Source organism: Exiguobacterium alkaliphilum 12/1, assembly GCF_000714435.1.
GTDB lineage: Bacteria > Bacillota > Bacilli > Exiguobacteriales > Exiguobacteriaceae > Exiguobacterium > Exiguobacterium alkaliphilum.
The window spans coordinates 20,570-38,049 of record NZ_JJMW01000041.1 but is presented as its reverse complement, the minus strand read 5'-3'; the positions used below and the strand labels follow the sequence as shown (position 1 = coordinate 38,049).

Here is a 17,480-nt window from a genome sequence, read left to right as displayed (position 1 = left end):
CCTATTAGGGCTTTTTGTGTGTCTCGTAATAGGTGACGACTTGCGGCAAATAATCTTTCAAGTCCGGGCAGACGATCCCGGTCCCGCTCAATGCGCGCATCGTCTGTGTCGTATCGAACCGGACTTGATGCTTGAAATAGTCGAGCAGTTCGCGCGGGACGCCGTACCGCTCTTGAAGCTTGAGTGCGGAAAACCCAGCCTCGGCGGCGATATGGGGGATGGTGCCGCGCGGGGCACGTGCAAACATCGTCTCGTGAATCATCCGGTACACTTCACGGACGCCGTGCGGGAACGGGTCCGTCAAATGGAACGTCCGGCCAAGTCCGGCCGGGGCATGCGCGAGATAGGCTGTCGCCTCGACGACATAGTCGTACGGGACGAGGTTCACTTCGACATTTTGACGTCCGATGTAAGGAAGCGGGGCCGCCTGGCGCAACTGGTCCATCAGTTTCAAGACGAAATAGACGCCGTCGAACTTCTTCGTCTCCCCGGTCACGCTATGGCCGATGACGATGCCGGGGCGGATAATCGTGATCGGCATCGAACCGAACTCGCGCGAGACGATTGCTTCCGCCTCATACTTCGTCGCCTCATAATGATTTTTGAACGGCAGGCGGTGCCATAATTCATTCTCATATACGGTGCCTTGGCGCCGACCGGAGACGTAAGCGGTGCTGAAGTAGACGTATCGTTTGAGATGAGCGGCACGCTTCGCGAACGCGGTCATATGTTTCGTCCCGAGCATATTGATCCGATAGCCGACGTCATACGGGATACTCAAGTCGTAAGCAGCAGCGAGGTGGAACACGTAATGGACGTCCCGTTCGATGACCGAACGCGTGATTGGGTCAAGAATCACTTCGGGGAGCGTGATGTCGGCTTCGACGAGAACGAGTTGTGTTTCCTCTAACGTCGTCGCCTCGAGCAGCTCGTCTTTCAAGACGATGGCTTCTTCTTTTTGATGGGGCAAATGGAGCGCATAAATCGTGCCGATTTGGTTCGGTACCGACGCGAGATGGGTGATCAGCTTCCCGGCCAAAAAACCAGGGAACCCCGTAAAGGCGTAATGGTTCATAGTGTCTCCTCCGCTAAGTCGAGCGTGAACGTGAACGTCGAGCCGACGCCGACCGTCGATTCGACTTCGATGCTACCGCCGTGCGACTCGATGATTTCCTTACAGATGGACAACCCGAGCCCCGTCCCCCCGATTTGGCGCGTATCGGAGTTGTCGACGCGATAGAATTTCTTGAATAGCTCTTCGAACGCGTGCTCGGGGATGCCGATGCCGAAATCTTGAATCGAGACGAACGCTTGTCCATGCTCGGCTCGGATTCGGACCTCAACTTCGTGGTGTTGCGGCGAATACTTGATTGCGTTCGACAACAGATTGATGAGCACTTGCTCGATACGCGCTTGATCGGCGATGAGAGGCAGTGCTTCATCGGCGTCGTCAAAATGGATGGAATGGTTGCTCGTCTCACGGAACCGTTCGACGACGTCACGAACGAGCTCGTTCAAGATGAAACGGTCCTTTTTATACTCCTGATTGCCGTCCTCCATGCGCTGAATGTCGAGGAAGTCGTTCAACAAGTCCGTCAACCGTTTCGCTTCTTTAGCCATCGTCTTCAAGAAACGCTCTCGTTTCTCCGGCGTCAGCTCTCGACTTTGCATGAGCTCGATATAGCCGGATAAGGAAGAGAGCGGAGTCCGCAGTTCATGGGAGACCGTGCTGACGAGCTCGTTCTTGATTTGGTCCATCCGCTCTTCCTCGGTTCGATTTCGGAAGACGAACAAGAAACCACTGTCGACGCCGACTTGACGCTTCGCGTCCATACCGGTCGCGTACATCTCGTAGTACTGTTCATCCCGGTCGTTCGGTTGCGGAATCGAGAAGCGCATCGATACCTCGTGGGCCGAGCCGTCGAGCAGGAGGTCGACTTTTTTCAACATCTCCGTCCGGTCTCGTTGTCGGAACGTCGTCAAGAGCGGGATGCGCTCTTGCATCTTATTCGGGGCGATGCCGGGCAAGTCGAGCAGACGGCGGGCGTGCACGTTCATGAACAGGACGCTGCCGTTCGATTCGGTCAAGACGAACGCCTCGTTCGACGCTTGTAAAATCGACTGGATGATATCGCGCTGGCGGGCGATGGCGTTCTTCTCGCGCTCGAGCATCCGTTCGACTTTCTTACGGTCGCTAATGTCACGCATGACGGCGACGCGGAGCGTCTGGCCTTGATACGTCACCTCTTTCGGGTACACTTCCATCTCGAGGAACGTGCCGTCCTCGCGTCGACCGATGACTTCGTACGGCGTCTGGATATGGTTGCGGATACGTCGCAAGACGTCGGCCCGGTAGCCTTCGGCGATGAACTCGATTGTCTGGCGACCGACCATGTCTTCAGCGGGGATGCGGAAAATCGTCTCGGCCGCCTTGTTGGCGTCGAGAATCGTCCCGTCCTCATGGAACAAAACGGCTTCGATGACCGACTCAGCGAACATCCGATAGCGCTGTTCTTTATGGAGCAACTCGCCTTTTAACGCAATCTCCGGGCTGACGTCGAAGACGAAGAAGAAGAAGCCGATGACGCGGGCTTGCTCGTAGACGGGATGCATGAACAGCTTCCCGACGAAGTGGGTCCGGTCTTTCCGTTGAAACTTCCATTCGCGGTCGCCACGATCGAGTGCGACGCGGAGCATCTGTTCGAACGATAGCAAGCGTTCGGTCTCGTCCTGGTAATGCGTCCGTTTCTCGCTCAATTCGCGGGACTCGAAGAGGGCGAATGGGGTCATCTCGTATAAGACTTCATGGGGGGCATAGCCGAACAGCTCGGTCGCCCCTTTATTGAATCGGTTGATGAGCAAGTTCGCATCGGTCATGATCATCGCCATGTCGAGCTCCGTATGCATCATCGCTTCGAAGGCGTTATGTTGGACCGTCACCCGCGTATCGAGCGGGAGCGGTTCGATTGAGAGAATATAGACGTCTCCGTTCGGGATGGCGTGGATGCGGATGGTCGGCATCTCGTACATCCAAGGGAGTCCTTGTTCCATCCGGCGCGACAGCTCCATCGTAATCGGGGATTGATTGACCATATGAAAGATGTTTGAACGCGTCTGTAAATCTTCAGGAAATTGTTTTAAGAACGGTCGGTTCGCTTGCACGATCGTGCCGTCTGTTTGAATTAAGGCGACACCGTAAGGCAAAGCATGCAACAGGTCGTTCTGGAGATGCACTCTTTTCTCCATCAACGGGTAATCCCTCCTTCTATAAATCAAACGGGTACATCTTCATACCATTCGACACCTGTGCCTTTGTTTTCCTGCCTAGAGACGGTAAAGTAATAGTGAACGAACGATGGAGAGGACGATGAACGTGAAAGGAATGGGCTTGAGTCTCATACTCGCGCTTGTGCTTTGGTGGATGGACGCCCCGGTTTGGGCGATCGTCACGGTAATCATACTTGGTCTCGTCTGGCTCATCTGGCGGAAGCGCCTATCGACGATTGACCGAATCGACCGCATGGACGGACGTGAGTTCGAGTTGTTTTTAGAGGACGTGTTCCACGCGCTCGGCTACAAGGTGACCGTCACACCGGCGTCTCGTGACTTTGGCGCCGACTTGTTGCTCGAGACACCGGACGGCTGGTCAATCGCCGTCCAGGCAAAGCGCTACGAGAAAGTCGTCGGGCTCGAGGCGGTCCAACAAGTGGCGGCGGCCGTTCCATACTATGGGGTGGATGAGGGATGGGTCGTGACGAACTCGTCTTATACGGAAAGTGCCTATGAATTGGCGGCACCAAATCAAGTTCGTCTGATTGCAAGATCAGAGCTCGAGCAACTGTTGAAAGAAGCAGGGTTTAAGCGCTAGGGCAGGCGGTTTTCACATGTTTGTCAAGATGACGGATTGTGTCGAAGAAAAAGGGGTTGTCTTTTTGTTCAAACGGTGCAATAATCATCTTCGTCATATGAAATATGTAGTAGTTGAACAGAGAGATTCGGCTACACGAAACAACATTGGGGTTTCACAGAATGACCAACCGGACAAATAGAAAATTCGTGGTTGGAACGTATTAGGAGGAAAAGCGGTGCGCAAATTAATTTATGTAAAAGGTTGCGTCTTTACGCAAGGCGAGGCAACCATTTATGACGAGACAAATGATGCGATCGGATCTGTTCACCGCGACGCGGAAGGCAGTGTCCAAGTGCACAATTTGTCTGGCCGACAAATCGCTCTCGGGAAATATATCCCGAACTGTCAGAAATGGGTCGTGATGAACCACGACGGGCAAGCGATTGGTCAATTGAAAGACAAATTCTCGTTATTCGGGAAAAAGTGTGAGTACAACGTCTATGAACGCGGGCTCTATACGATTCAATACGACGTCGAGCGCTACAAGTTCAGTGTACGCGACAAGGCGGGCAAGTTAGTCGCCGAGCTTCGCAAGCACGAGGACGACAGCTTCTGTCTGACGAAAGAAGCCGACCAGCTCTCGATGTTTGAACTATTGTCGGTCTTGAAGACGCTGAGCGTCAAATCACGGATGCCGCTTGCGGTTTCTGTCTGAACGTAACGACAAGCACCAGCCTTCGGGTTGGTGCTTTTCTGTATGCAAAAAACCGCTTCATCACATGAAGCGGCCCAAGTATTGTTTTGCCTCGAGCTCGAGTGTTGTGACGCGGTGGGCGTACAAACAGAGCTTCAAGACGTGGATGATGTTCGGATGGGAGTGTCCCATTTTCTCGACCGAGCGTTTTGCCCGGGTGTCGAGCAAGTCGATTGGACTCGTCGACTTGGCATATTCGGCATATAACCGATAAAAATCGATCGGCGAGATGAAGTCGTCCTCATCACGGTCCGGGTTGTTAAAGATGAGCGCAAGCAGCGAGCTCGTCTCTTCAAGCGAGAACAAGTGCTTCAAGTCGTCGAGCAAATAGATGATTGCCGCCTGTTGCAAGGAATATTTCTTTCCGACACGCGGGACGCCGATAATTTTACGCACCTCGCGCTTCGTCCAGTTTTGAATCGTCGTCGCCGATAAATGCTCGCCGGTCAACGTGTTGGCGAGAGCGACGATTTGATTGATGGACAGTCCGTTCTTTTCAATATGAAACAAATGGATTTTACGGAGCTCTTTCGGAAAGTGGTCACGGACTTCTTCCGGGAACAAGGCGATGGCCCGATCGACGTCGCCAACTTGCATATAGTGAAGGCAGTCCGCCAAAGTTTGAATTGAAGTTGCGTCGCGCATAAAGCCACCCTTTCTATAGCCGGCTTCGTTCGCCGTCTATACAGTCATTTGACCTCATTCTACCAAATGTTTGAAAAGGAAGCTAGGTTCAGACCCGATTAAGGTATAATGTAAACGTAGAAAAACTGTAGCTAAAGGTGGTCTATCGATGAATGAATGGGTCAGCTCTATCTTATCGATCGTCATCGTCCTCGTATTCCTCGTCGGACTCGAACAAGTCGGCAAGCGTCTAGGTTGGACGGACGAAACAATTCGTAAAAGTGTACATATCGCGGTCGGACATTGGTCGCTCCTCGCCGTCTGGCTCATGGAGACATGGTACGTCGCGGCAATCCCGCTCGTGTTCTTCACGTTCGCGAACGCGTTCCTTCTTTATAAAAGTCCGTCGCCGGTGCATCAAACCGAACGGAAATCATTCGGCACCGTCTATTACCCAATCGCACTGCTCGTCATCTTATATTTCTTCTTTGAATCCGAGCCGCTCGCCTTCTTGGCCGGTTCGCTCGTGTTGGCGTGGGGGGACGGCTTGGCCGCACTCATCGGTCGCAAGTATGGCACGGTGACGTACGACTTATACGGTCAAAAGCGTTCGTTCCAAGGCAGTATGGCCATGTTCCTCAGTTCATATGCCGTTCTCTTTTTATTGTTTTTGTGGGATGATGTTCCCCTTTGGCAAGTGGTAACATATGGGTTCATCATTTCCGTTGTCGCGACGCTGACAGAAGCAATTTCGTATCGAGATTGGGATAACTTTACAATTCCGATTGTAGTGGCTGTCGCCACATCGTTATTGTTGTAAATCATTTGCTCGATTGTAAAGAAAACGTTGCTTGTCACTCCCGGCAAACATTTGTATACTGTGATTCGTACTGAAACCATTCAGCGACGTGCGTCGAAGCCATTCGATGCATTCATCAGATAAAAATAGAACGTAAAGGATTGAGTGAACGCATGAGCTTTTTAAACCAATTATTAACGATACTCCCAGCCGATCGCGTCAAACAAGACGAGCCTTTGTCGGCGCACACGTATACAAAGCTTGGCGGGAACGCGGACTATTTCGTGGCACCGCATACGTATGAAGAAGTTCAGGCCGTGCTTGAACTCGCACATCGCGAGAGCATGCCGTTCATGATTCTCGGGTTCGGTTCGAACTTGATCGTCCGGGACGGAGGACTCCGCGGCATCGTCTTGAACTTGAACGAACTGAAGACGATTCGTCGTGAAGGCAATCACGTCATCGCGCAAGCAGGGGCTGCCATCATCGACGTGTCGCGCCAAGCGCTCACAGAAGAGCTGTCAGGTCTCGAGTTTGCCTGCGGTATCCCGGGAACGGTCGGCGGTGCCGTCTACATGAACGCCGGTGCCTACGGCGGTGAGACGAAAGATGTGATCGTCAGCACGGTCGTCTTGACGCCCGAAGGCGAACTGCTCACGCTCACGAAAGACGAGCTCGACCTCGACTATCGGACGAGCCGAATCGCCAAAGAGGGGCTCATCGTGCTTGAAGCGACGTTCGCACTCGAGCCGCTCGCGTACGAGGCCATCAAAGAAGTGATGGATGACTTGACGTACAAGCGCGAGTCGAAGCAACCGCTCGAGTACCCGTCATGTGGCAGCGTCTTCAAACGACCACCGGGCTACTTCGCCGGCAAGTTGATTCAAGACTGCGGCCTGCAAGGGAAACGCATCGGCGGCGCCGAAGTGTCACTGAAGCACGCCGGCTTCATCGTCAACATCGCCGACGCGACAGCGACCGAGTACATCTCGCTCATCCGTCACGTCCAAGCGACGGTGAAAGAGAAGTTCGAAATCGACTTGGAGCCAGAAGTGAAAATCATCGGTGAAGATATCGCCGTCGAAAACGCATAAAAAAGACGCTTGAACGATAATTCGTTCAAGCGTCTTTCGTTTAGGCTTGGAGCTGTTTCGTGATGGCTTCTGACGCCGGGATGAACGGATAGTCGAGGTCACGGGCGACAGCCTCATACGTGACCGTACCGTCGATGACGTTCAATCCTTTGAGGAGGGCGGCATTCTCCCGAAGCGCTGTGAAGATGCCTTTTTGCGCGCACTCGATAATGTACGGCATCGTCGCATTCGTCAGGCCGAGCGTCGACGTGCGTGGGACGGCGCCTGGCATGTTCGCAACCGCGTAATGTTGAACACCGAAGCGCTCGTACGTCGGTGCGTCGTGTGTCGTGATGTGATCAATCGTCTCACAAATCCCGCCTTGGTCGATGGCGACGTCGACGATGACCGAGCCCGGTGACATCTGTTGCACCATATCTTTCGTCACGAGCTTCGGAGCTTTCGCACCAGGGATCAACACCGCACCGATGACGAGGTCGCTTTCGGCGACTTGTTTGGCGATGTTATAGCTGTTTGAGATGAGCGTGTTGATCGTGTTGCCGAACTGGTCGTCGATTTGACGAAGACGGGCTGGACTGATGTCCATGAGCGTCACGTTCGCACCGAGGCCGATGGCGATGCGGGCCGCATTCGTCCCGACGACCCCGCCGCCGATGACGGTCACGTTCGCACGCGGGACGCCTGGGAGACCTGATAAGAGGATCCCTTTTCCGCCGTGCGGCTTCTCTAAAATCTGTGCCCCGATTTGAGCGGCCATGCGTCCTGCGACTTCACTCATCGGTGTGAGGAGCGGGAGCGTCCGATCGATTTCCACAGTCTCGTAAGCGATTGCGGTCATGCCCGAATCGACGAGTGCTTTCGTCAGTTCCGGCTCGGCCGCCAAGTGAAGGTACGTGAAGAGCGTCAAATCGCGACGGAAGTAGCGATATTCCGACGGTTGTGGCTCTTTTACTTTGAGCGCGAGCTCGACGTGGTTCCATACGTCTGCTGCCGTGTCGACGATTGTCGCACCAGCGTCAACATATTCCATGTTCGTGAAGCCGCTCCCTACGCCTGCTTCCGTTTCAACGAGCACGTCATGCCCGAGCTCTGTCAATACGGCTGCCCCCATCGGCGTCAGTGCGACACGGTTTTCGTTGTTTTTAATCTCTTTCAATACCCCGATTTTCATGATCCGTTCCCCTTTCAATTCCTTGACACAATTTGTTCACACTTCTAGTATAGACCGTTCCGAAAAAGCTGTCTTTATCCCACATTCTAAAAATGAAGACCCTCACTTTGTGAAAAATCACAAGGTGAAGGTCTGGTGTCTCAACGGTATTGGTCGGCTTTAATCGCCAAGTAAATCGTGGCCCGTTCTGGGAGCGAGGCCCGCGTGATTTGGGTCAATTCTTCAATCCGTCGCACCCGATACAATACCGTGTTCGGATGGATATGGAGATGGGCGGCAACTTGTTTCACGTTGCCATCGAAGTAAAAGTACCACTCGAGCGTCGTCACGAGTTCGGTTTGATGGGTCTGGTCGTACGCTTTCAGCCGTTCGAGCGTCGGGTGTGTCTCGAGGCGGAGGTTGATGCGACGGGCGAGGTCGGGTACGAGTTGATAGATCCCAATTTGTTCGAACGTGCGGGCGTTCACCAATTCAAGCGGGAACTTTCGTCGTAGCGAAGTGACACGGCGCGCTTCCTCCGCGGCATGATAGAGCGTCTCGCTCTCGAAAAAGCGACGGCTGATGCCAAGCGTCGGATTCGCCTCGGGGAACTTATCCTGAAGAAGCGTCTCGAACCGCTCAGCCCAGTCAAGTAGCATCGTCTCTTCTTCAGCCAATTCCGTTTTCATGTAATGCCAGACGAGTAATTGTTGTCCGTCAATCGCTTGGAGGACGACCTCAATCGACTGTTGGGTCGCCAGTACATAAAAGAGTCGCTCGGCGAACTGCGGGGTGATCGGTTGCAGACAGTCGATGACCGTCAATCGACTCGCCACGGCAATCGGCGCGAGTTCGTTCAAGCGCTGCTGGTTAGTCGGGCTGAGAGCCGGGGTCGCTAACACATCTAAGAAGAACCGTTCGAGCTCGGCATCGATGCGGCGTTCGTGCATCGCGATCGTCATGAGCAATTTCTTGGCGATGGAAGCCCCTTCTTTTAAGACGGTCAGCTCTTGTTCCGAGAAAGGGGTCGGGCGGGCCAAGCTCCAAATATACCCGAGCACATCATCATGCTGTTTGATGACGACGGCCGCCCGTTCGCCGAGTCCGACGGCGAGCCGCGCCGGGATGGCGACGGGATCGTCGCTATCGATGACGTACTGTAACATCCCACTTTCCCATAAGTCCTCAATGACCGTCTCCGGGACACGACGACCGATAATCGTGGCGATGCGAGCCGGATCGGTCGAGTCGGGATGGGTGCTGTAGGCGAGCAGTTGATGATGGCGGTTCTCGATCGTGATCGGTGCGCGAATCGCTTGGCCAATCGCTTCGGCGAGCGTGTCGAGTGATTCATAGGACTTCTGCAAAAAAGGCATGTCGATTCCTCCTCTCCTTTGAGTATACCGTCTCTCTTGTGAAACTTCACAAAAAGATGGGGGAGTGGGAATGGACATGCCCGATTCGATTAAATTGGGAAGAAGAGACCGACGACGAGACCGAGCAAGGCACCGACGATGACTTGGAACGGTGTATGGCCGACGAGTTCGTTCAAAATTGGCGTCTCGTGCTTGATTCCTTTGAAATAATCGTTCAAAAGCCGCGCCTGGAATCCGACCGCTTGGCGGACGCCGGTCGCATCGTACATGACGATCGTCGCGAAAATCAAGGCGAGGGCAAACATGCTAGAGTCGAGTCCCTCCATCCGTCCGATCACGGTCGCGAGGGCGACGACGGTCGAAGAGTGGGAGCTCGGCATGCCGCCTGAGGCGAACATGATTTGCAGTTCGAAGTCTCTCGTTTTAATGAGTTCTGTCACAAGTTTGGCCGCCTGCGCGATAAACCATGCGAGGAGGGCGGCGAGTAAGGGTTCGTTAAACAGCAATCGATTCACTTCCTGTCTGACAATGGTATCTTCACTATACCCGATATAACGTCACCGTAGACGTAAAGATTTCGTCAAAAAAAGCGCCAGTGGCGGAAGCCAGCTGACGCTTTCTGGTCGATTTTTGTTACCCGACGACGCCTTCAGTTTCCTGAAGTTTGTCCGCGATATTCTCGATGATATAGCGGTTGCGTGGATGCTCTTGGCACTCTTTTGAACATGAGCGCATCTGTTTCGGCTCACATTCTTCACAACAGAAGTGCTGGGCATTACACACCGGGTTGGCACAATTAACGTACCGGACCGTCTTCGTGCCGCAGTGCATGCACTCGGAGACGATGGACGGGTTGACCGTGTTGACCGGGACGTTGATGCGCTCGTCAAAGACGTACAGCTCACCTTCCCAATCCTCGCCTTTTGTCGCCTCGTCTTTTCCGTACATGGCGACCCCACCTTTTAAGTGGAAGATGTTGTCGTGACCTTGGTCACGCATATATGCGGTAAATTTCTCGCAACGGACGCCGCCGGTGCAATACGTGAGAAGCGTTTTCCCTTCATAGAGGTCCTTGTTCTCTTCGAGCCATTCTGGCATGTAACGAGAAGCCTCTACGTCGATCTTGATCGCATTTTTAAAGTGACCAAGGTCGTACTCGTAGTTGTTACGAACGTCGAGGATGACGACATCATCGCGATGCATCATCTCTTTCCATTCTGCCGGTTCGAGGTATGCACCGTGCTGTTTCGGCACGTCAAACTCGCCATCAAAGCGCCACGTCACGAGTTCCTTTTTGTGACGGACAAAAATTTTCGAGAACGCGTGCTCCTCGACTTCATCGATTTTGAACTCGATGTCGCTAAAGTACGGGTTCGCTTTCAAGTCGTTCATGTACTGCTCGGTCTGTTCCCACGTACCAGAGCACGTCCCGTTGATTCCTTCGGAAGAAATCAAGATGCGTCCTTTGATGCCGAGGTCTTTACAGTACTTCAAGTGCTCTTGTGTGAGCGCTTCTGGGTCTTCGATGTTGACGTACTTATAGTACAACAACACGCGCATTGGTTTTGTTTCCATTTGTGTTACTCCCCTGTGTTCAGTTTTTTGCAGGAAAACGAACGTTGGGTTGTGTCGTTCGACGAATGGGCTTGCCTGCAACCACAAGTCCATTATTATATGATAGATATCACAGCTAATTTTCGCAAATACTTTTTAATTTTTTTTAAGCCGAGCAGGGGGACGTGTCCTCAGACGCGAATTCGGGTACAAAATAGTAATGAAAGCCAAAGGTGGAAATCGATATGCTCACATCACTTGAACAGTGGATCATCCAATTGATTGAATGGCTACAAGAGCTTCCGGGCGGTCCGTGGGCCGGACTCGGGGCCCCGTTCTTAGAAGCGATTTTTCCGTTTCTCCCGCTCGTCCTCATCATTTCGGCGAACGCGGCAACATATGGGTTCCTACTCGGGACGTTACTGTCTTGGGTCGGCAGTTTGCTCGGCACAATCCTCGTCTTCACGGCCGTCCGCTACGTCTTCCGAAAACCGATGACGCGTTGGCTCGAGAAACATAAACAAGGGGTCTATTGGCTTGAACGGATTAATCATATGAGTCCAATCTCGCTCGGGTTTCTCTATTCACTTCCGTTCATCCCCGTCAGTTTGATCACGTACTTACTCGCCCTGATTCAAATGCCGCTCCGCACGTTCATTATGGCGGCCGGATTTGGTAAATTGCTCGTCGTGTTGATTTTCTCGGTCATCGGCGACCAGTGGGAAGAGTTCATCCAAAGCCCGTTCCGTTTGTCGATGCTCGGGTTATTACTGTTCGTCCTATGGGCGATTAGCCGTGGCCTCGAGGAACTGCTCAAGCGGCGCGCGTTCAAAAAACGGAACGAACAACTTAAACGTGAGCTCGACGCAAAACGAACGACCCTTTGAACGGATTAGATTCAAAGGGTCGTTTTTGTCAGGCTTTTTTCTTGAAGCGCGGGAAGTTGAATGCAATGGCAAGTCCACCGCAGATGAACAAGAGGAACGGATAAAACATGAACGGGACGAGCGCGGGGGACGCGGTGTTCGTCAATTCGGCAGCGATGAGGAGCTGTGCACCGTAAGGCAATAGTCCTTGGACACCGCACGAGAAGATGTCGAGCACGCTGGCTGATTTTTTCCGCTCAATCTCATACGTGTCAGCGATGTTCGCTGCGAGCGGACCTGCCACGAGAATGGAAATCGTGTTGTTGGCCGTGGCGACGTTCGTCGCACTGACGAGTCCGGCGATGCTCCACTCGGCGCCGGCCCGTCGCTGAATCCGCGAGGTGAGAGCGTCACGCAAGTAGGTAAGGCCGCCGTTATGGGAGATGAGTCCGACGAGTCCGCCCATGAAGAGCGTCAAAATCGAAATCTCTGCCATTCCAATCATCCCGTCCGCGACCGCCGTAACGAACGCGGTCACTGACAAGGTCCCGTCAAGTAGACCGATGATTCCGGTCAACACGATGCCACCGAGCAGAACGAGGATGACGTTCAACCCGGTCAAGGCGAGGACGATGACGGCGAGGTACGGGATGAGCTTGTACCATTCAAACGAAGCGATCTCGACAGAAGAGACCGTGCCGCTCGATAGGACGGCAAGGAGAACCGTCGTGATAATCGCGGCCGGCAAGACGATCCAAAAGTTCGTCCGGAATTTGTCACGCATGTTCGTCCGCTGCGTTCGCACGGCGGCAATCGTCGTGTCAGAGATGAACGACAAGTTGTCTCCGAACATGGCGCCACCGACGACGGCTGCCGCGGCGATGGCGAGATTGACGCCGCTCTCTTCGTGGATACCGAGCGCGATTGGGGCGAGGGCGGCAATCGTACCGGTCGATGTCCCCATCGCCATCGAGATGAAGGCGGCGATGACGAACAGTCCACTTAACAGGAGCGAAGGCGGGAGCAATGTGAGCGCCGCGTTGACGGTCGCGTCAATCGCCCCAATCTCGCCCGCGACGTTCGAGAACGCACCGGCGAGGAGAAAGATGAAAATCATAATCAAAATGCCCGGATTGCCGGCACCTTGGGCAATCCGTTCCACCGTTTGGGTGACGCTGCCTTTCGTCATCGTAGCCGCGACGATCAAGGCGATGAGTGCCGCGATGAGTACCGGGAATTTATAAAAGTCACCATAGTAAACCCCGGCCCCGATAAAGAAGGCAAGGAAGACGAGTAAAGGCAAGAGTGCCCATTTGTTTGCAGTTGGTTGTTCCAATCGTTTCACCTCATTCATAGAAATAAAAAAGAGAGCCCTTCGAAAAAGGCTCTCTCCATGTAAGAAGCGCCTTTTTCATCTTTCAAGCACGTGCTTGCTGGATTTGGCACAGGTTCCCCGCTGCCGAGACGTCGCAGGGCCAGTCCCTCGGTCTCTCTTGATAAAAAAGTCGGATGATTTAGTTATAAGACACGTTCCCTAACCTATCTGTTTCGAACCGGTTTGTCAATAGAAAATCCCTATGCGCTTCGCATAGGGATGAGTCAGGTCGTCAAATATTGAAAATGGGCGACCCGGTTGCGCCCGGCGTATTTGCCGCCGACGTAAAGCGCCCGGTCGGCGTTTCGAATCGTGTCGTCGAGTCGTTGATCACCGAACGCTTGAATCGTATCGACCCCGATTGAGGCGGTCACTTGGATGTCGATGCCGTCGACACGGAACGGCGTCGCTTCGATTTTTTGCCGGATACGCTCGGCGATTTCGACGGCCTGGTCGGTGTCGCAATGGTTCAAGAGCAGAATGAACTCCTCGCCTCCGTAGCGCGCCGCAAAGTCCTCGGTCCGAAGCGCCTGGCGAATCCGTCGGCCGAACTCTTGGAGAACGCCATCCCCGACTTGGTGACCATGCGTGTCATTGATTTTCTTGAAGAAATCGATATCGAGCATGGCGACGGAGATGGGGTACATCGATCCGTCTGAAATTTGTTGAATTCCATATTCGTAAAACGCCCGCGCGTTGGCGAGGAGCGTCAGACTATCCGTCCGGCTCTCGGTATACAAGCGGTCTCGCTCATGGCAGCGGCTAATCGTCCGATTGAACGATTTGAGCAGCTTGACGATTTCGCGCTGAATGATGAGCGGGTAACCGTAAGCGTGTTCGCCTGTCATGATGAGCCATGTGCGAATGCCTTCGATCTCCTCGGACCGGACCGAGATAAAACTATGATAGTCGTCATGGAACTCTTCGGATAATGGAGCGTCCCATTCAAACCGCATCTCATACTCGACCGACGTTTCGAGAGGATGCGACGTTTCGAGTAAGTCGAACACGCGGGGTCTTTCGACTGGTTGACGCGTCTTCAAGTCGAAGTAGAGCGAGCGGTCGAACAAGGCGAACTCGACGAAGCCGGCGTCATATTGATTCAGCCGTTCACATTGGCTTAAAAATACTTCAATCGCTTGGGCCTCGCTTTGCGACAAGGAGACGGCCTCTTTTGCCTCGTCATACTGCTCGATGAGCGATTTGAACGCGTCTTGCCGTCCTTTTTGAATCAACAGCCGCTTGATGAAAAACGTGAGCGCGGCGGCGATGCTGCTGACGACGAGCAAGTTCGTCTCGCGGAAAAAGGAAGCGGCCAAAATGAAGACGAGGCTGACGATATACGTGTAAAACGCGATGCTTAAAAAATCACGGACGGGCACATCGACACGGAACCACCAACCGACTTGATACTTTTGAATGACGGTGTTCACGATGATGGCGAGAATCAGTCCGGCGAGCGGGAGGAACGAGTCTTGCGTATAAAACCCAAGACCGGTCTGTCCGCCGAGCGTCAAATAGACGCTTGCCGGGATGGCGAGTTCTAAGAAAGACGTGATCGCATTCCACGGGTACGTGAAGCGGAAACGCCTGAGCGCGACGCGCGGCTTCAAGTTGACGAATTGGAAGACGAGCAATCCGATTTGGTTGACGAATAACGCTGTCTCAAAATCGAAGAATAAAAAGATGATGAGGACGATGCTTTCTGAAAACGTGAAATAAACGCCTTTACGCTCGATTGAGTCCATTTGGAAGATGATGACGAGTAACGCGATCAAGATGAACGGCAGCGGCTCGATCGCCGGTGCGTTCAATACGCCTGTCGCGAACAAGGTGACGGTCAGCAGAAGAAATAAACTCCAAACACCCCAACCGAGGGCAGACATCTTGCGGAAATGGTTCATGGCCCCTCCTACTGTGGGAAATCGATGGTGTATCGTAAAATTCGGCATGATGCGGCGACAGTCCTGCCTAATCCTCATGATGGCGGAATTCTAGCATTGAGTCTACAGGAATTATCCTCTATAATGAAATTGCTTTTCAACCACATAGACGAAAGTCGATGAAAAAGAGAGTAACGATTGTCGAGTCAACAAAGCGACCTAGGGATTGGTGAGAGCCTAGGCTGACAGACGTCGCGAAACGCACTTTTGAGATGCTACCCGAACCTTGAGTAGGCGTAGCCGGGGGACCCCCGTTATCACCGATAAAGCGGTCTGCGTCATGCAGGCAAGAAGAGTGGTACCGCGGGCCATCCCGTCTCTTTGCATCTGTGCAAAGGGCGTTTTTTTTATGTTGTGAATGAGGACAAGGAGGAAATGAAATGAGTTATGAACGCAAGTATGCAGAAGCACTGTCCCGTGTCATCGGCGACGAACTGACGGTCGACCAGATTGAGGACTTGATCGAAAAACCAAAACATGAAGCACACGGGGATCTCGCCTTCCCGTGTTTCCAACTCGCGAAAGCGTATCGCAAGGCCCCGGTCATGATCGCGACAGATATCGCGAACGACTTGAACGACGACTTGTTCACGAAAGTCGAGGCGGCCGGCCCATACGTCAACGTCTTCTTGAGCCGTGACGTCGTCTCGCAAGAAATCATCAACACGGTGCTCGACGAAAAGACGGACTACGCGACGCACGCGACTCGTAACGAAACAATCGTAACGGACTTCTCGTCACCGAACATCGCCAAACCGTTCTCGATGGGCCACTTGCGCTCGACCGTGATCGGAAATGCGATTAACCAAATCGCGCGTAAGAACGGCTACGACGTCGTCGGCATCAACCACCTCGGCGACTGGGGAACCCAGTTCGGAAAGCTCATGGTCGCGTATAAGAAATGGGGCGACGAGGCAGCCGTGCGCGCCAACCCGATTGCAGAGCTTTTGAAGTTGTACGTCCACTTCCATGAGGAAGCGAAGACGCAACCGGAGCTCGAAGACGAAGGTCGCGCTTGGTTCAAGAAGCTCGAGGACGGAAACGAAGAAGCGACCGAGCTTTGGCAATGGTTCCGTGACGAGTCGCTCAAAGAGTTCCAAAAAGTGTACGACCTTCTTGGTGTCGAGTTCGACAGCTTCAACGGCGAGGCGTTCTATAACGACAAGATGGACCGCATCGTCGGCATGCTCGAAGAGAAGAACCTCCTCGTCGAGAGTGAAGGGGCGATGGTCGTCTCACTCGAGGACGAGAACTTGCCGCCGTGCTTGATCAAGAAGAAAGACGGCGCGACGCTTTACGCGACGCGTGACTTGGCGGCAGCAGTATATCGTCATGAGACGTATAACTTCGTCCAGGCGAACTACGTCGTCGGCGGCGAGCAGGCGCTTCACTTCAAGCAACTGTTCTCTGTGCTTCGTAAACTCGGTTATGACTTCGTTGACGGCATGCACCACGTCCCGTTCGGCTTGATTTTGCAAGAAGGAAAGAAGATGTCGACGCGTAAAGGCCGCATCGTCCTCCTCGAGGAAGTGTTGAAAGAAGCGATCGAGAAAGCGCAAGCGAACATCGCCCAGAAGAACCCGGAACTTGCAAACGCGGACGACGTGGCGCGCATGGTCGGTGTCGGCGCGGTCATCTTCCATGACTTGAAGAACGAGCGCATCAACAACATCGAGTTCGACCTCGACAGCATGCTCAAGTTTGAAGGGGAGACAGGTCCGTACGTGCAGTACACGAACGCACGCGCGAACTCGCTTCTTCGTAAAGGGAATTACGACGGATCGGCTTTCACCGGTGCGGACGACGATTACACATGGGGTGTCGTGACGATGCTTAACGCCTTCCCACACGTGATCACACGCGCCCACGAGCGTCGTGAGCCGTCAATCATCAGCCGTTACGTCCTTGACTTGGCCCAAGCGTTCAACAAGTACTACGGCCACGTCCGTGTCTTGGAAGAAGACGCCGGCAAACAGTCGCGTCTCGCCCTCGTTAAAGCGGTGACAATCGTATTGACAGAAGGACTCCGTTTGATTGGCGTTCAAGCACCAAAAGAAATGTAAGCACGACAAAAGGGACCTGTTTTTAAAGGTCC

15 protein-coding genes, 1 riboswitch and 1 other annotated feature are annotated in these 17,480 nt (G+C 53.5%); of the genes, 6 read left to right on the top strand and 9 right to left on the bottom strand.

Annotated elements, in window-relative coordinates:
* Nucleotides 1-4 precede the first annotated feature (4 nt).
* Together RT52_RS08695 and RT52_RS08690 are read right to left on the bottom strand one after the other, a co-directional pair.
* On the bottom strand, nucleotides 5-1,075 hold the full coding sequence (locus RT52_RS08695; RefSeq protein WP_034816750.1) for an SDR family oxidoreductase: 1,071 nt from the start codon (nucleotides 1,073-1,075) through the stop codon (nucleotides 5-7).
* Nucleotides 1,072-3,246, bottom strand: a complete 2,175-nt coding sequence (locus RT52_RS08690) for a PAS domain-containing sensor histidine kinase (RefSeq protein ID WP_034816747.1) — start codon at nucleotides 3,244-3,246, stop codon at nucleotides 1,072-1,074. Before RT52_RS08690 ends, RT52_RS08695 begins: the two co-directional genes overlap by 4 nt.
* A 121-nt stretch (nucleotides 3,247-3,367) precedes the next feature.
* On the opposite strand from RT52_RS08690, the gene RT52_RS08685 reads away from it, so the two are divergent.
* Nucleotides 3,368-3,868, top strand: a complete 501-nt coding sequence (locus RT52_RS08685) for a restriction endonuclease (RefSeq protein ID WP_245175507.1) — start codon at nucleotides 3,368-3,370, stop codon at nucleotides 3,866-3,868.
* Nucleotides 3,869-4,085: 217 nt separating this feature from the next.
* Nucleotides 4,086-4,565, top strand: coding sequence for an LURP-one-related family protein (locus RT52_RS08680; RefSeq protein WP_034816745.1), 480 nt, complete (start codon nucleotides 4,086-4,088; stop codon nucleotides 4,563-4,565).
* A gap of 60 nt (nucleotides 4,566-4,625) precedes the next feature.
* Here RT52_RS08680 and RT52_RS08675 read toward each other — a convergent pair whose 3' ends face one another.
* Nucleotides 4,626-5,249, bottom strand: coding sequence for a DUF1836 domain-containing protein (locus tag RT52_RS08675; protein WP_034816742.1), 624 nt, complete (start codon nucleotides 5,247-5,249; stop codon nucleotides 4,626-4,628).
* A gap of 148 nt (nucleotides 5,250-5,397) precedes the next feature.
* Between RT52_RS08675 and RT52_RS08670 the strand changes: the two genes are divergently transcribed.
* Nucleotides 5,398-6,048: a diacylglycerol/polyprenol kinase family protein gene (locus RT52_RS08670; RefSeq protein ID WP_034816739.1), complete on the top strand. Its 651-nt coding sequence runs from the start codon at nucleotides 5,398-5,400 to the stop codon at nucleotides 6,046-6,048.
* Between the two features lie 152 nt (nucleotides 6,049-6,200).
* Nucleotides 6,201-7,121: a UDP-N-acetylmuramate dehydrogenase gene (murB, locus tag RT52_RS08665; protein WP_034816737.1), complete on the top strand. Its 921-nt coding sequence runs from the start codon at nucleotides 6,201-6,203 to the stop codon at nucleotides 7,119-7,121.
* A gap of 40 nt (nucleotides 7,122-7,161) precedes the next feature.
* Here the strand turns inward: murB and ald are convergent, their stop codons facing one another.
* From ald to trhO, 4 genes are all read right to left on the bottom strand, one after another.
* Nucleotides 7,162-8,292 carry an alanine dehydrogenase gene (gene ald / locus RT52_RS08660; protein ID WP_034816734.1) on the bottom strand — a complete coding sequence of 377 codons (1,131 nt, stop codon included), beginning with the start codon at nucleotides 8,290-8,292 and terminating at the stop codon, nucleotides 7,162-7,164.
* A 140-nt stretch (nucleotides 8,293-8,432) separates the two neighbouring features.
* On the bottom strand, nucleotides 8,433-9,647 hold the full coding sequence (locus RT52_RS08655; protein ID WP_034816731.1) for a PucR family transcriptional regulator: 1,215 nt from the start codon (nucleotides 9,645-9,647) through the stop codon (nucleotides 8,433-8,435).
* A gap of 89 nt (nucleotides 9,648-9,736) precedes the next feature.
* On the bottom strand, nucleotides 9,737-10,162 hold the full coding sequence (locus RT52_RS08650; protein ID WP_029333791.1) for a divergent PAP2 family protein: 426 nt from the start codon (nucleotides 10,160-10,162) through the stop codon (nucleotides 9,737-9,739).
* A 118-nt stretch (nucleotides 10,163-10,280) separates the two neighbouring features.
* The gene (gene trhO, locus RT52_RS08645) at nucleotides 10,281-11,222 is read right to left on the bottom strand and encodes an oxygen-dependent tRNA uridine(34) hydroxylase TrhO (RefSeq protein WP_034816729.1); all 942 of its coding nucleotides are present in this window, start codon (nucleotides 11,220-11,222) and stop codon (nucleotides 10,281-10,283) included.
* A gap of 224 nt (nucleotides 11,223-11,446) precedes the next feature.
* Between trhO and RT52_RS08640 the strand changes: the two genes are divergently transcribed.
* Entirely contained in the window at nucleotides 11,447-12,088 is a 642-nt protein-coding gene (locus RT52_RS08640; protein ID WP_034816727.1) for a TVP38/TMEM64 family protein, read from the top strand.
* Nucleotides 12,089-12,116: 28 nt separating this feature from the next.
* Here RT52_RS08640 and RT52_RS08635 read toward each other — a convergent pair whose 3' ends face one another.
* Both RT52_RS08635 and RT52_RS08630 read right to left on the bottom strand, forming a co-directional pair.
* The gene (locus RT52_RS08635) at nucleotides 12,117-13,403 is read right to left on the bottom strand and encodes a Na+/H+ antiporter NhaC family protein (RefSeq protein WP_260577603.1); all 1,287 of its coding nucleotides are present in this window, start codon (nucleotides 13,401-13,403) and stop codon (nucleotides 12,117-12,119) included.
* Between the two features lie 72 nt (nucleotides 13,404-13,475).
* Nucleotides 13,476-13,570: riboswitch (SAM riboswitch) on the bottom strand.
* 96 nt (nucleotides 13,571-13,666) lie between these two features.
* Entirely contained in the window at nucleotides 13,667-15,346 is a 1,680-nt protein-coding gene (locus tag RT52_RS08630) for a GGDEF domain-containing protein (protein WP_034816722.1), read from the bottom strand.
* Nucleotides 15,347-15,495: 149 nt separating this feature from the next.
* Nucleotides 15,496-15,709, top strand: a binding site (T-box leader).
* Nucleotides 15,710-15,765: 56 nt separating this feature from the next.
* On the opposite strand from RT52_RS08630, the gene argS reads away from it, so the two are divergent.
* Nucleotides 15,766-17,448 (top strand): arginine--tRNA ligase, encoded by a 1,683-nt coding sequence (gene argS / locus RT52_RS08625; protein ID WP_034816719.1) that lies wholly within the window; start codon nucleotides 15,766-15,768, stop codon nucleotides 17,446-17,448.
* The last annotated feature ends 32 nt before the right edge of the window (nucleotides 17,449-17,480 follow it).